The 15,291-nt window shown below is 36.1% G+C and carries 16 protein-coding genes and 1 other RNA gene; 4 read left to right on the forward strand and 13 right to left on the reverse strand.

Features of this window, described 5'->3' with window-relative positions:
• Positions 1-6: 6 nt before the first annotated feature.
• Positions 7-378, forward strand: an RNA gene (rnpB, locus tag ACLHG9_RS11340) — RNase P RNA component class A.
• A 111-nt stretch (positions 379-489) separates the two neighbouring features.
• Positions 490-1,890 (forward strand): sigma-54-dependent transcriptional regulator, encoded by a 1,401-nt coding sequence (locus ACLHG9_RS11345; RefSeq protein WP_410221599.1) that lies wholly within the window; start codon positions 490-492, stop codon positions 1,888-1,890.
• 37 nt (positions 1,891-1,927) lie between these two features.
• Here the strand turns inward: ACLHG9_RS11345 and ACLHG9_RS11350 are convergent, their stop codons facing one another.
• From ACLHG9_RS11350 to ACLHG9_RS11410, 13 genes are all read right to left on the reverse strand, one after another.
• Positions 1,928-3,727 carry a chloride channel protein gene (locus tag ACLHG9_RS11350; protein ID WP_410221600.1) on the reverse strand — a complete coding sequence of 600 codons (1,800 nt, stop codon included), beginning with the start codon at positions 3,725-3,727 and terminating at the stop codon, positions 1,928-1,930.
• 25 nt (positions 3,728-3,752) lie between these two features.
• A complete protein-coding gene (locus ACLHG9_RS11355; RefSeq protein ID WP_410221601.1) occupies positions 3,753-4,478 on the reverse strand; it encodes an RluA family pseudouridine synthase in 726 nt (241 codons plus the stop codon).
• A 48-nt stretch (positions 4,479-4,526) separates the two neighbouring features.
• Positions 4,527-4,949: a c-type cytochrome gene (locus ACLHG9_RS11360; protein WP_410221602.1), complete on the reverse strand. Its 423-nt coding sequence runs from the start codon at positions 4,947-4,949 to the stop codon at positions 4,527-4,529.
• 2 nt (positions 4,950-4,951) lie between these two features.
• The gene (locus ACLHG9_RS11365; protein WP_410221603.1) at positions 4,952-5,593 is read right to left on the reverse strand and encodes an SCO family protein; all 642 of its coding nucleotides are present in this window, start codon (positions 5,591-5,593) and stop codon (positions 4,952-4,954) included.
• Positions 5,594-5,737: 144 nt separating this feature from the next.
• Positions 5,738-6,451, reverse strand: coding sequence for a DUF4377 domain-containing protein (locus ACLHG9_RS11370; protein WP_410221604.1), 714 nt, complete (start codon positions 6,449-6,451; stop codon positions 5,738-5,740).
• 70 nt (positions 6,452-6,521) lie between these two features.
• The gene (locus ACLHG9_RS11375; protein WP_410221605.1) at positions 6,522-7,184 is read right to left on the reverse strand and encodes a 3-oxoacid CoA-transferase subunit B; all 663 of its coding nucleotides are present in this window, start codon (positions 7,182-7,184) and stop codon (positions 6,522-6,524) included.
• A 2-nt stretch (positions 7,185-7,186) separates the two neighbouring features.
• Positions 7,187-7,543, reverse strand: coding sequence for a DUF4260 domain-containing protein (locus ACLHG9_RS11380; protein ID WP_410221606.1), 357 nt, complete (start codon positions 7,541-7,543; stop codon positions 7,187-7,189).
• Positions 7,544-7,548: 5 nt separating this feature from the next.
• The gene (locus ACLHG9_RS11385) at positions 7,549-8,250 is read right to left on the reverse strand and encodes a CoA transferase subunit A (RefSeq protein ID WP_410221607.1); all 702 of its coding nucleotides are present in this window, start codon (positions 8,248-8,250) and stop codon (positions 7,549-7,551) included.
• Positions 8,251-8,413: 163 nt separating this feature from the next.
• Complete coding sequence (locus ACLHG9_RS11390; RefSeq protein WP_410221608.1) at positions 8,414-9,316, reverse strand: histone deacetylase; 903 nt, start codon at positions 9,314-9,316, stop codon at positions 8,414-8,416.
• Positions 9,313-10,176 carry a bestrophin family protein gene (locus ACLHG9_RS11395; protein WP_410221609.1) on the reverse strand — a complete coding sequence of 288 codons (864 nt, stop codon included), beginning with the start codon at positions 10,174-10,176 and terminating at the stop codon, positions 9,313-9,315. Before ACLHG9_RS11395 ends, ACLHG9_RS11390 begins: the two co-directional genes overlap by 4 nt.
• Position 10,177: 1 nt before the next feature.
• On the reverse strand, positions 10,178-11,461 hold the full coding sequence (gene kynU / locus ACLHG9_RS11400; protein WP_410221610.1) for a kynureninase: 1,284 nt from the start codon (positions 11,459-11,461) through the stop codon (positions 10,178-10,180).
• Positions 11,462-11,512: 51 nt separating this feature from the next.
• Positions 11,513-12,121 (reverse strand): DNA-3-methyladenine glycosylase, encoded by a 609-nt coding sequence (locus tag ACLHG9_RS11405; RefSeq protein ID WP_410221611.1) that lies wholly within the window; start codon positions 12,119-12,121, stop codon positions 11,513-11,515.
• Positions 12,114-12,590, reverse strand: coding sequence for a GAF domain-containing protein (locus ACLHG9_RS11410; RefSeq protein WP_410221612.1), 477 nt, complete (start codon positions 12,588-12,590; stop codon positions 12,114-12,116). The genes ACLHG9_RS11405 and ACLHG9_RS11410 overlap by 8 nt, the downstream gene beginning before the upstream one ends.
• 141 nt (positions 12,591-12,731) lie before the next feature.
• On the opposite strand from ACLHG9_RS11410, the gene ACLHG9_RS11415 reads away from it, so the two are divergent.
• Positions 12,732-14,900, forward strand: coding sequence for a S46 family peptidase (locus tag ACLHG9_RS11415; protein ID WP_410221613.1), 2,169 nt, complete (start codon positions 12,732-12,734; stop codon positions 14,898-14,900).
• A 56-nt stretch (positions 14,901-14,956) separates the two neighbouring features.
• Positions 14,957-15,202 (forward strand): hypothetical protein, encoded by a 246-nt coding sequence (locus ACLHG9_RS11420; protein WP_410221614.1) that lies wholly within the window; start codon positions 14,957-14,959, stop codon positions 15,200-15,202.
• The last annotated feature ends 89 nt before the right edge of the window (positions 15,203-15,291 follow it).

Genomic DNA, 15,291 nt, shown 5'->3' on the forward strand with positions numbered 1-15,291 from the left:
TTGTAAAATGCAAGCCGTTCTATCGCTGTTCCGTTTATGGGAAAGAGGAAAGTCCGGGCAATACAGAGCATCTCGCTTCCTAACGGGAAGAGGTTCAGGAATGAAAACCTGAATTATGGAAAGTGCCACAGAAATAATACCGCCACGGTTTACCGAGGTAAGGGTGAAAACGTGAGGTAAGAGCTCACGATCTCGTTAAGTGATTAACGTTTTGGTAAACCCCGGGAATTGAAAGACCAAATAGGCTAACGCATGTAGGGCTGCTCGTTCGATGTTAGTGGGTAGGTCGTTTGATGTAAATGGCAACATTTATACTAGATTAATGATAGAAATTTCAGTACTGAAATACAGAACCCGGCTTACAGGCTTGCATTTTCTTTTTTATTTTAACCAATCCCAACTCTTCTCTTCGCTTGTTAAAATTGTATAAAAAAATATACATTTTAACAAAAAGTAATATATTCGCAATAGAACTAAAGTTTAATACATATGGCTAAATTGCTTATAATTGATGATGAAAGGGCTATTAGAAGCACGCTGAGAGAGATCTTAGAATACGAAAACTATGAAGTAGATGACATCGATAATGGCATAGATGGCCTGGAAATGATCAAAAAGAATGACTATGACCTCGTTCTTTGCGATATCAAAATGAACAAAATGGATGGTATAGAGGTATTGGAAACTGCCTTAGCCATTAAACCGGACCTGCCGTTCATTATGATCTCAGGACATGGAACGGTTGAAACTGCTGTTGAAGCCAGTAAAAAAGGTGCATTTGATTTCATTTCAAAACCGCCTGATCTAAACCGTCTTTTAATTACAGTTAGAAATGGTTTAGATAGAGGTTCTTTAGTCACTGAAACCAAAGTTCTAAAACGCAAAGTTAGCAAAACCAGAGAAATTTTAGGTGGTTCTGAGGCCATAAGCCGCATTAAAGAAACCATTGAACGTGTTGCCCCTACTGATGCTCGTGTTTTAATTACAGGTGCCAATGGTAGTGGAAAAGAATTGGTTGCTCGCTGGTTACATGAAAAATCAAACCGTGCCGATGGACAGTTAATTGAGGTGAACTGTGCAGCTATCCCTTCTGAACTCATTGAGAGTGAATTATTTGGACACGAAAAAGGTTCATTTACCTCCGCTGTTAAGCAACGTATCGGTAAATTTGAACTGGCTAATGGTGGTACCCTATTTTTAGATGAAATTGGCGACATGAGCTTATCTGCTCAGGCTAAAGTATTGAGAGCTTTACAAGAAAATAAAATTACCCGTGTAGGTGGCGAAAAAGAGATTGAAGTTAAAGTGAGGGTATTGGCGGCTACCAATAAAGATTTGCTTAAAGAAATAGAAGCTGGCAATTTTAGGATGGACCTTTACCATCGCCTAAATGTAATTAACATACATGTTCCTAACCTAACCGAACGTGTAGATGATATTCCTGTAATTGCGCAGAGTTTCTTAGAAGAAATCTGTTCAGATTATGGCATGCCTGTAAAGAAAATAAGCGATGGAGGTATGAATGCTTTAAAAGCGTTACCATGGACAGGGAACATCAGGGAATTGCATAACATGATTGAAAGATTGATCATTTTAAGTGATAAAGTAATTACCGAACATGATGTAATTGCTTTTGCCAATCCTTCTTCAGCTACTCATTCAGGTGGTTCTGCCGCTTCTAATCATAGCAATAACACAGCAACAATTGGTTTAAATTATGATAGTTTTGCAAATTTTCAGGATTATAAAGATCATGCTGAAAAAGAGTTTATCAAATTTAAGCTGGAGAAAAACAATTGGAATGTATCTAAAACGGCTGATGAGATTGATATCCAGAGAAGTCATCTTTACAGTAAAATTGAAAAATTCGGGTTGAAAAGGAACGACTAAACTATAAGAAAAGCCTTGCTATAAAAGCAGGGCTTTTTTAGCTCATATAATCGGCCATACGTGCAAGTAATGCCCTATATTTATTGAAAATCTGCGATTTGGCTACAAAGCCAACAAATCTATTAAACTCATCTACTACCGGTAAATTGTTATAACCCGAAACATCCATTTGCCTCAATACCTCTTTCAGCTCTGTCTCTGTACTCAATACTACTTCGGGTTTATGGAGTAATTTCTTAACGCTGATCTTAGCATTGCCTTCTTTTCCATTTGCGTTAAACATAACATTAAGTGCATCATTCAGAAAAACAAGACCTATTAATTCACTTTCTGCATTCAATACGGCAAATACACTTTGTTTGGCAGCAATCATATCCGAAATTTTCTCGGTTATGCTCTCATCAATATTTAAAGTAAGTCCTTCCTTTTGCACCAAATATTTAAGCTTGATCATATTTAGTACCGTAGTATCTTTATCTTCATAATGCGACAATTCGCCTTTTTCTGCAAGGGGTTTAGTATAAATTGAATATTTATTCACGCTCCGGTTAATAAGATAAGCCAAGGCTGTTGTAATCATTAAGGGAACCATTAGTATATAACCTCCAGTAATTTCAGCAATTAGAAATATACCTGTTAAAGGGGCATGCATTATTGACCCTAAAGCTGCAGCCATTCCTGCTACGATAAAATTGGCTGTATTTACTTGAGCAAAACCCGAAATATTAATTGTGTAGGCCAGTACAAAGCCTATTAACCCCCCAATAATTAAGCTTGGGGCAAATATTCCTCCGTTTCCTCCTGCTCCAAGTGTAGTCAAAGTAGCTAAAGATTTGGCAAAAATGGTAACTACCGTAAACAAAATAATTACAATAGGAAAATTACCATACTCAGAAAAAATACTATTAGACACTACTGCATTGTGATTTCCGGTTAGCAGTTCTTTTATGGTTAAATAGCCCTCGCCATATAAAGTAGGAAACAAGAACACTAAAATTCCTAATGCTATCCCCCCTACAACAACCTTTTTATAGGGATTCTTAATCTTATAAAAAAGCCCTTTAACCAGATTATTGGCCTTACCAAAATAAATGGAATACAATCCTATTAGCCCTGCAAGTAAGATATAAAAAAGCAACGCTTTCATCTCCCAGCCCTGAGTTACCAGATAAAATAACTGTTCTTTATAAAACAACTGAGCTACCACAGATGCCGTAGCTGCCGAAAGTAATAGAGGGATAAAAGCCGGAATAGTAAATTCTGGTAAAAGGATTTCTATGGCAAAGACTATTCCAGCCACAGGACTATTAAATGCCCCTGCTATGCCTGCCGCTGCACCACAAGCCAATAAAAGTGTAATTTCACGGTAACTTAGCCCTAAGTAACGACCTAAAGTAGAACCAATAGATGCTCCACTGGTAACAATAGGGGCTTCCAGTCCGGTTGAACCACCAAAGCCTACGGTTAATGCGGCCGTTATAATCTGCGAATAGCTATTGTGGGGTTCTACATTACTCGACTTCTTTGAAATGGTATATAACAAAGGGGTTAGCCCTGTTTCAAATTTTCCTTTACGTATAAATTTACGTACGTACAATACCGAAAAGAAAATACCAATGCCGGGGAACAAGAAGTATAAATAATATTTATATCGCCAATGTAAATCGTTTTGTAAAAAATGCTCAATATGGTGGGTAAGAGATTTGAGCAATGAAGCTGCCAGACCTGCCATGATACCGACCAGTACAGATACAGCAACAAGAAAATTGCGGTTAGATATTTTTGATTTTCTATAGCTGTTTAAATGATCCAAAAATGTAACTAACCTACTCTGCATACGTTCCTCTTTTTTATTCAGTCAACTATGCGTCGAATTTATCCAATAATTTTAAGAGCGTGGCAAAATCTTTAGGGTAAGGGGCCTCAATTTCGATATCTTTACCATCTATGCCTTTAAAAACGATTTTCCTCGCATGTAAAGCAAATCTTTTCATAATAGGCTGCTCTTCCTCATCTGTAAGCTTGTACCCTCTTTTAATATTAGATAAATATACGGGTTTACCTCTATACATGGTATCGCCACAGATAGCAGCTCTTTGTGTGGCGAGATGGATACGGATCTGGTGCATACGACCTGTTATAGGTTTGCACTCAACCAGTGTATAATGCTTATAATACTTAAGCGAATTGAAATAAGTTTCGGCACGTTTACCCTCTATCCTGTCAATGGTTACATTTTTATTGCCTTCGTTTAAAATGGGCAGATCTACCAGCAGGTTCTCAAACTGGAATTGGCCATCTACAATTGCATGATAAGTTTTATTTACCTTACGTTTTTCAAATTGTATAGATAAAGAACGGTAAGCTTCGGGGTTTTTAGCAATTACCATAGCTCCCGAAGTCTCTTTATCTAAACGATGGCAAATCTGGGCATCACCCGTATATTGTTTAGCTAAGCGTAAGATATTTATTTCTCCAGCTCCCGAAGCTCCTCTTTCATCTAAAGAAGCTACAAAAGGTGGTTTGTTCACTACAATATAATCTTGATTTTCAAATAAAATTAAGTCTTTAAAATGCGGATATTTCAATGTTAAGAAAATTAGAATGCAAAAATATTAATTTTTACCCGGTAATTATCATTTGCAGTTCTGCAAATCAGCAGCCACCTGCTCATATTTGTACATACCCTGTTTATGACCAAATGAATTGGTAATATAAACAATGAGCTTAGCTATATCTATATCATTTAATTGTTTAAATCCGGGCATTTTGCTATCATACTTTATACCATTAACGGTTATGGTATCACTTAACCCGTTCTTGATATAACAGGCCAGTTTTTGTTTATGATCAGCTAAGAATACACTATCGGTAAGTGGCGGAGCAAGTTCACCTAATCCTTCCCCATTTTCGCCATGGCAATTCTGGCAATGTAGTTTGTAAAGGTCTTTTCCTCCTGTTAAATATTTTGCCTGCTCAATCTGTCCTTCATCTTGACAAGATAAAATGCTACTTCCGATCAGTAAGGAAAAAACAATAGCTAAAACGTATTTACGCATCTTTATTCTTTTTCTGCTAATAAAATAGCGATATCTTTCTCTAATTTGGCCACTTCCTCACTTTTTGTTCCATCGTAAGCTCCTCTTAAACGTCTGTGTTTATCTACCAGGACCAACCATCCCTGATGTATATACCCATCAGTTGCAGAACTGTCTTCTTTTACTGCAACTAAGTAATCTTTTTCTGCCAGTGTATAAACATTTTCTTTATCACCATAAACAAATTCCCATTTTTTGGTATCTACACCTAACTTCTGAGCATATTTTTTTAAAACAGAAGGTTTATCGTACTTAAAATCAATAGTATGCGATAAGAACATAACTTCAGGGTTACTTTTAAACTTTTCATAAACCTCTTTTAGGTTACGGTGCATTACAGGGCAAATAGTAGAACATGAAGTAAAAAAGAAATCAGTTACATAGATTTTCCCTTTAAAATCAGCTTGTGTAATGTAAATGCTATCCTGGTTAAGAAATTTAAAATCAGGAACAGTTTTATAAACCGTATCTATCCTGTCTATTCCATCGGCTCCTTTTACGATTTTAACGCTGCGTTCGCCAAAGATTGGTAGTTGTTTTTCGTTACTACATGAAAAAAGGAACAAAAAGCACAAAGCCCATAATGAGATTGAAGTTCTTTTCATATGAATTTCTTTTGATGAGGCAAAGCTACAAGAAATACTGTGCTTTGATTCATTTAATACTATAAATTACCCTAAAATGGAATTCTTTGTATTGAATATAATAGAAAAAGCTGCCCGTAAGCAGCTTTTTCTTTAAATTTTTATTTATTTCTTTTGTTTCTCTGTTTTTGCAAACATCATCACTAATTTATTATCCTTATAAAAATTAAGTGTTTGGTCTGCTACATCAAACGTGTACGGTCCTTTTTCCAGTGAGCGTAAAAAATCTCCCTCAACTTTACTTTTTTCACCTTCACAGTACATTAACGTACTACCTATTTTGCTAAAAGATAATTCATCTTTTTTAAGTTCAAAACTACCAAAAAAACCGTTACAACCTCCGTGACCCGAAATTCCTTTTTTATCAAAATCAAAATTAAGGGTGGGCTGTACTTCTTTAAGATCTCTCCCATCCAGCCTGATCAGTTTCCAAGTGTGATCGGTTATATAAGTAAGCATACTGTTTTCCTTTGAAGGATTAGTATTCATTTTTACCTTTTTAACTATTCTAACTAACTTGTAGTTATATGAGGATGCGTCAGCCGGAACATTTTGCAAACGAGTTCTTCTTACTTTTAAAGTATAACGATAACCTTCCTGATATTTAAATCCAGAAATCTGGCTGTAAAATGCTTCCCAGTCTTTACTGTTGCTATATTTTACCTGATAGCATTTTTGAGGGGCTACACCTACACAATCCATTAGATCTTCTTTCACAATCAAGTTAAAAACATTCGATTGCGCACTCAGATTTGTAATAGTAAATAGGATAAATAGCGCTCCTAACAACAGACTTCTTTTGATTAAAATTTTTCTCATTTAATATGTATTTTTTTTATTACAAGATGACTTATAAACGTAAATCCATAAAAAATTGTTTGAAAAATATTTAATCGATTACCATCTCAGGCACATTATCATCTGCATACAGTTTGCCTGCTGTGGCATTTCTAATAAAATCTACACTAACGCCAGGTGCACGTTCCAGAAGTTTAAATCCACCTTCTGGTAAAACCTCCAGAACTGCTAATTCTGTTACAATTTTTTTAATACACTTTACACCGGTTAAAGGTAAAGTGCACTGTGGTAACAATTTACTTTCGCCTGCTTTATTGACATGTTGCATAGCAACGATAATATTTTTTGCGGATGCTACCAGATCCATAGCCCCTCCCATCCCTTTTACCATTTTACCCGGAATTTTCCAGTTTGCAATATCACCATTCTCAGAAACCTCCATGGCACCTAAAATGGTCAGATCTATTTTCTGTGCCCGTATCATACCAAAACTCATAGCTGAATCAAAAATTACAGAACCTGGCAAGGTTGTAATGGTCTGTTTACCGGCATTGATTAAATCAGCATCTTCCTCTCCTTCATATGGAAAAGGACCCATACCCAGTAAACCATTTTCAGATTGTAATACCACGTTAATACCCTGAGGGATATAATTAGCTACCAATGTGGGAATACCTATTCCTAAATTTACATAGTAACCATCTTTTATTTCTTTGGCAATGCGTTGCGCAATGCCTTCTTTTGATAATGCCATAATTAATTTCTTCTACCAATTTTACCCAGATGGGTATCATTAAAGCCTGTAAAATATTTCAATCCGTAACCTAATGCCCTATCCATACTTGAATGGGCAAATAATACAATGCCTGTAAGCTGAACTATCGCCCATGAACAATAAAGACCAAGCATAAACAACAGCAGTGCTAATGCCTTATGATGAAAAACATTATATATTATTGACCCAATTTTAGCATTGAATATATAACCTAACATGCTAAGATCAGATAACAGTAACAAAGCCGGAAAAACCCACCAACTATAGTCTAAATAAGAAAAAGCAAAAATAGCAAGCAGAAACATTGTCACTTCTTCTATACTTATCAACTGTTTCATTGGGCTTAGGCTTTGCTTCTTACTGTACGTTGTTCAATACGTTTCTCATAATCTTTACCCTGAAAAATACGATGTACATAAATTCCGGGAGTATGGATATGATCTGGATCTAACTCGCCAACTTCAACCAGTTCTTCTACTTCGGCAATAGTGATTTTACCCGCCATAGCCATTACGGGATTAAAGTTTCTGCTAGTTGAGCGAAAGATCAGGTTTCCTGCTGTATCGCCTTTCCAGGCCTTTACAATAGCAAAATCTGCATCAAAAGCATATTCCATTAAATAATCTTTACCCTTAAAATTACGCACTTCCTTACCTTCGGCTACTTCTGTACCTACACCTGCCGGTGTGAAAATAGCAGGCATACCATATCCTGCCGCTAAACAACGGGTAGCAAGCGTTCCTTGTGGGATGAGTTCTACTTCTAACTCTCCACTTAACAACTGTCTTTCAAATTCTGCGTTTTCACCTACATAAGAGGCGATCATTTTCTTAACCTGCTTACCTTGCAACATTAGACCGATACCAAAATCATCAACTCCTGCATTATTTGATATACACGTAAGATCTTTAACACCTTTTTTTACGAGCGATTTGATACAGTTTTCAGGGATTCCGCAAAGTCCGAAACCGCCCAACATTAAGGTTTTACCATCTGTAATGTCGGCAATGGCTACATCTGCGTCTGCAACAACTTTATTTATCATTATTGTATGTTTTGGGCCTAAATTACCAAAAAAAAAGGCACCATACAAGCTCCAAAACGCTTATAGAAATTGTACAAAATACACTATATAGGGTACAATTTCAATCGAAAATAATTCCCAGAGTAGACAGGAAGTTATTGATGTGGAATTTAAAAGGTAATTTTTAACTAAACAGATCAAAGGCTGTTCTAAAAGTATTGCAATGCGCATTTACAATTATTTTAATATCCTCAGAATAACCTCCTCCCATACTTACCTGTACCGGAAGAGAGTATTTTTGGCAATTTTCAAATACAATACGATCACGTTCTTTACAAGCATCGATACTCAAAGCCAGTTTGCCCAGTTTATCACTTGCTAAAACATCTACTCCCGAGAGATAAAAAACAAAGTCAGGTTGATGTACCCGAATAATTTCAGGAAAGGTTTTTTTTAGAATTTCAAGATATTCTTGGTCACTTACTCCATTGGGTAGCGCAATGTCTAAGCTTGATTTTTCTTTCCGGAACGGGAAATTCTTATCCCCGTGCATGGAAAACGTAAATACACGGTCTTCATTTTCAAATATTTGTGCAGTACCATTCCCCTGATGCACATCTAGATCAACAATCAGAATATATTTTGCTAAATTATGATCAAGTAAATATTGTGCCGCAATAGCCTGATCATTCAATAAACAAAAACCTTCGCCCCAATAACTGCCTGCATGATGCGTACCTCCGGCAATATTAAAAGCAATTTTATGCTTCTTTGCCCATAAAGCACCTTCTATGGTTCCCTGTGCTATTCTGATTTCACGTTCAATAAGCCGGGCATTCAATGGGAAACCTATGCGTCGTTGTTCTTTTGCTGGTAATTGGAGTTCTTTGAGTTGTAGCCAATATACTGCATCATGTACCGCTAATATATTTTCTTCCGAGGCAGGTTCAGGTTCAAATAAGTTTTCAGTAGTAATTATTCCTTCATGCAAAAGCTGTTGTGGAATTAGCTCATATTTAAGCATCGGAAAACGATGGCCTTCTGGCAAAGGATGCGCATAAATAGGATGATAAGCAATCTTTATCATGAACTGATGATTTCACCTATATGTTTTTCTATATTGTTGCAGATTTCATCAACAGGAAGATCATTGGCATCGGTACCGAAAGGATTTTCAATTTCTTCTGCAATCAGTTCCAAACTCGCCAATACATACAAAATGAAGGGCACGATCAGCACCACAAAATACCCCAAGCTAAACACCCAACCTACTGGTAATGTAAGTACGTAAACAAAGATGAACTTTTTAATAAAAGCGCTGTAAGAATAAGGTATGGGTGTATTTTTAATTCTTTCACATGCTCCGCAAACTTCTGTAAACTGCGAGGCATCATTGTTCAGGGTAATTAGCTGCTCTCCTGTTATTTTGCCCTCACGTTGTAATACGTAAAGTCTTGATACGATACTTGCTGCAACCTGATTTGGAATATGCTTACCCTCATCAATTCTGATCATTATAGCATCTTTGCCAAAATACTGCTTCTCACGTAAGTGCTCTTTTAGAGCAAAAGCATATTTAGGTATAGCATAAACAAAGAATTTTTTGTCTTCTTCATCTAAATTCAAGGCATTGATGCGTAATGCAAAATTTCTAGATACGTTAACGAGTGTACCCAAATTACGTCGGCCTTCCCACCACCTGTCATAAGAGGTATTTGTTCTGAAAACCAACAGCAGTGAAATAACAAAACCCAAAAGATTATGCATCATGCCCATATTTTTGATATAGGTAGTTTCTGCCAGTTGTAAATGATTAAGTTCTAAATAAGCAATCAGAGCAGAAAAAATAGCTACGCTAATCATCAGCTTCCACAATTTATGAAATGTATCTGCCTTGTGGATATGAAAAATAAAACTGATCCAGTCTTTAGGATTGTAATTGATCATTTTAAATACTTCTTGCTACAGCTAATAACAACTCTCCAGTGCGGTAAACATCTTCAAAACTATTATACATCGGTACCGGACTTAAACGGATCACATTAGGCTCACGCCAGTCGCCCAATATATTATTGGCCACCAAATGATCAAAAATAACTTTACCACTTGCTTTTGCAATGATAGATACCTGCGCACCTCTTTCCTCTTCATTTTGAGGAGTAATGATTTTATATTGTTCCTCTCCTAATTCTTTATTAACCTCATTTATAATATAAAATAAATAAGAAGTTAAAGTTTTACTTTTATTTCTAAGTATATCCATAAAACCTGCTTTTTCAAACAGTGTGAGCGATGCATGATATAATGCCATAGGCATAACTTGGGTACAGCTTATCTGCCATCCATCTGCCCCTGCTTCAGGAATAAATCCTTTTTCCATTTTAAAACGTTGCGATTCATTGTACCCCCACCAGCCTGCAAAACGATGCAAGCCCTTATCTGCAAAATGTTTTTCATGAACAAAGATTCCGCTAATCCCCCCAGGACCTGAATTCTGATATTTATATGAGCACCAGCAGGCAAAATCTATATCCCAGTCATGAAGTTTCAAGGGCACATTTCCTGCAGCGTGAGCTAAGTCAAAACCCACCTTTGCACCTACTTTATGCCCAGCTACGGTTATAGCTTCCATATCAAACCATTGTCCTGTAAAGTAATTGATCCCGCCAAATAGAACCAAAGCGATTTCATCTCCGTGCTCGTCAATAGTCTTCACAATATCTTCGGTTCTTAATGTATATTCTCCTTCACGAGGTTTTACTTCTATAATAGCATCATCAGCATTAAATCCGTGAAACCTAACCTGGCTTTCAATGGCGTATTGGTCTGAAGGGAATGCCCCGGCTTCCATTACAATTTTGTATTTTTTACCTTTTGGCTGATAAAAACTCACCATTAATAAATGCAGGTTAACGGTTAATGTATTCATCGGACAAACTTCAGCCGGTAATGCACCTACAATTGGAGCCATTAGTTTCTTAAGTTCTTTATGATAGAACATCCAAGGTTCTTGTCCATCAAACCAACCTTCAACAGCGAGGTTTTTCCAGTTATCAAGTTGCCGCTGCAATACCTCTTTAGCTACTTTAGGCTGTAGACCTAAAGAATTACCACACAAATAGATAAATTGTTTATTATTTTGTTCAGGAAAAAGAAATTCATTACGCATTTCAGCAAGTACATCCTGAGCATCTAAGTTACGGGCAAAGGCAATATTGTTCTCAAAAATCATGTTTCAATATTAATGAAAAAGCCCGAGCAATAGTAAAATTGTTAAAAATTCTTAGCCTTTATTAGGTTTGCTAACAAAAGGATTTCCTCTGATGTAAAATCGCCAGGGTAATTCTGCATGTTCCTGCGCATAAGCTATCCCTATTCTTTTTGTAGCAACAATCTGTTGATGAGAAATTACAACATCACTATCTTCAATCCATATTTCGTTTCCAGTAAACGCCTTACCGTTCAACGTTCTATCTACAGCCAATGCTTGACTTAAGGCTCCTGGTCCAGCAGTTAGCTGAGGTTGTAGCTTGATTTTATTTCTGCGATGCAGCATGATATCTATACCTATACGTGGCTCTATTCCTCTTATTAAAACTGCATGGGGTGTACCTTCACCTGCCGTAACCACATTCAGCAAATGATGCATACCATAACACAGATAAACATAACTGATACCACCTTTCTTATACATCACCTCTGTACGGGGTGTAAATCTTCCTCCATATGCATGACTGGCTTTATCACTCACGCCTCTGTAAGCTTCTGTCTCAGTAATCATACCACCTGTAAGTTCTCCATCTACAAACGTAAACAGTTGTTTCCCCAGTAATTGCTTAGCTAAGGAAATCACATCGTAATCCTGATAAAAAGAAACCGGAAGTTTAGCCATTTATAAATTTTAATATTTCATTGAGGTAAATTGCATCAACATCATCAAAATGAGAAAGATATTCACTATCAATATCCAGAATTCCCCATACCTCATCATTCTTGATCAAAGGCAAAACAATCTCTGATTTTGAAGCTGATGCACAGGCAATGTGCCCTGGAAATTCATCTACATTAGGCACTATAATTATTTCTTTTTTTTGCCATGAAGTACCACATACACCTTTACCTTTTTTAATTCTGGTACATGCCACCGGCCCTTGAAAAGGGCCTAAAACAAGCTCTTCATTTTTAACAAGATAAAAACCTACCCAGAACCAGTTAAATTGTTCTTTTAAAGCTGCACACACATTAGCCATATTGGCAATGCCATCGGTCTCTCCAGTTACAAGAGCTTCAATTTGTGGAATAATAGATTTGTACTTCTCTTTTTTAGAAGCATCTTTAATAATCAATAAATCTTCGGCCATATTACAAATGTAAACATCTTTAAATTAAACTGTCTCACAAACTCATTTAAAATCACGGCACACTCAAAACTAATCAACAATAAACCTTTGTTAACAACAATTTAGTTAGCTTTGCATGATTTAATACTTAAATACAGAAGAATGAATAAAAAGTTTTTAGCTGTAGGAGCTTTAATTGTAGCCGGATTATTTCAGTTCAGCTATAAATTACGCGAAGAAGGTATGTTTCCTCTAAGCGAGATACATAAAGTGGACTTGAAAAAAGCAGGTCTTAAAATAGACCCAAATGAGGTTTATAATCCTAATGGGATAAGTTTGGTAGATGCTTTGGTAAATGTGGGCGGTTGTACCGGTTCTTTTATTTCTAACGAAGGGTTGATCATTACCAACCATCATTGCGCATTTAGTGCCGTGCAATTGGCCAGCACACCTGAAAACGACTATCTTAATAAAGGTTTTGTTGCCCGCACCCGCGAACAGGAGATTGAGGCCAAAGGCCTTACCTGCCGTATCACAGATAGTTATGAAGACGTTTCTGACAAAGTTCTTGGAGCAGTTGCACAAGTAACCGACCCTGCTTCACGTTTACAGATCATCAACAACATGATGAAAAATCTGGCTTTAGAGGCTGAGAAAAAAGACCCTACCATTAAAGCAGAAGTATCTGAAATGTTTATTGGTAAAAGCTATGTACTCTTCAGATATAAAACCATACAGGATGTTAGATTAGTTTACGTTCCCAATCGCCAGATAGGCGAATTTGGTGGCGAAACAGATAACTGGGTATGGCCAAGACATACAGGCGATTATTCTTTCATGAGAGCATATGTTAGCAAAGATGGTAAACCAGCTAAATACTCAAAAGATAATGTGCCTTATACCCCTAAAAAATTCTTAAAAGTTAATGCACATGGCACAAACGAAGAAGATTTTGTGTTTATTTTAGGTTACCCAGGAAAAACTTACCGTCATCGTCCGGCGCAGTTTATAGAATATCAAGCAAAATATGTTCTTCCCTATACTTCAGATTTATATGATTTCCAGAATACAACTATGGAAACAATTGGCAAAAAAGATAAGGCCACAGAAATTAAACTGGCCACCAGAATTAAACGAAATGCCAACGTAATGAAAAACTACAGAGGGAAAATTGCCGGTATCAAAGGCATTGATCTGATAGAACAGAAAAAGCAGGAAGATTCAGCCTTAGCTACTTTTATTAATAACAATACAGATATGAAAAACCAATATGGCAACCTTTTATCTGATATTGACAATCTTTACAAACTGATTAATAGCGATGCTAACAGGGACCTATGGTTCGGACAAATCTATACTTCTACCAGTCTGCTTAACGTTGCTAAAAATATCAATATTTTTAAAAATGAATTAAACAAGCAGCCTAATGCTCAAAAAGAAATCTTTTTTAATAATAATATAGCTAAATTAAAACAAACACTCAATACTATTTATGAAGCTTATGACATAGATGTAGACAGGCGTATCTTCAAAAAAATGCTCACAGATGCATCAGCCTTTACAACAAATCAAAAAGTAAGTGCAGTAGATAAAATTACCGGAAGAACAACTAATAATGAAGCAGGTATCAATGAATACATTAATGATACTTTTGGTTTAACCAAGTTAAAAGACCAAGAATATGTATATAATACGCTTCTAAAATCTGTTAAAAATCTTTCAGGATACAACGATGCCTTATTGAACTTTGAAAATGATATTGCCAAGCAAATTACTGAGCTAAAACCTGAAAAAGACAGAAGAGATGGGCTTTTGAACAAATTAATGGGCGATTATGTAAATGTTAAAGAAAAATTCCTGAATAAAAACTTTATACCAGACGCAAATAGCACTTTGAGACTAACTTATGGTTATGTAAGAGGTTATTCGCCCGCCGATGCTACTTATATGTCTCCTTATACCAGTATCAAAGGTATTTTAGAGAAAGGGGCTACGGGTAACCCTGATTTTTATTATCCTAATATCATCAAGGAGCTGTGGAATAAAAAAGATTTTGGTCCTTTTGTTAAAAAAGAATTAAATGATGTTCCGGTAGCCTTTTTATATGACATGGATACTACCGGCGGTAATTCAGGCTCTCCTATCATGAATGCTTATGGCGAGCTTATTGGTGTTAATTTCGACAGAGCATATGGTGCCACGATTAATGATTATGCCTGGAATGAAAGCTATAGCCGTTCTATAGGTGTAGATATAAGATATGTACTTTGGGCTGCTTCAAAAATTGATCATGCCGATTTCCTTCTAAAAGAAATTGGTGTTAATCTTTAATAAATAATATCATCCCGGGTATTGAAGTGCCCGGGATTTTTTAACAAAAATTAAATATGAGAGTAGTAGCAGAATTACCACACCCTGAGTGTAAGATTACCATTTTTCAAATGGGACAAAAATATATTATCAAATTTGAGCAAGGTCAACTGGAACAAAGCTTTAAAATATCCGAATTAGATCTGAGCGGAGGGGGAGTAAATGAAATTTTCCAGATTATAGACGAAGAGTTTATACAAGGTATTGCAGAGCGGTTTAAAACAATGAGAAGTGATTTTAAAGCTGCATATCAAAGACATTAATCTTACCTTAAATAAACATCCTATAACACTGAAAATAAACATATTAAAATTAAAAACAAAATAATATTCTGTATTTTAATAAGAGAACT

Source organism: Pedobacter sp. (assembly GCF_046462515.1).
In the GTDB taxonomy this organism is placed as follows: Bacteria; Bacteroidota; Bacteroidia; order Sphingobacteriales; family Sphingobacteriaceae; genus Pedobacter.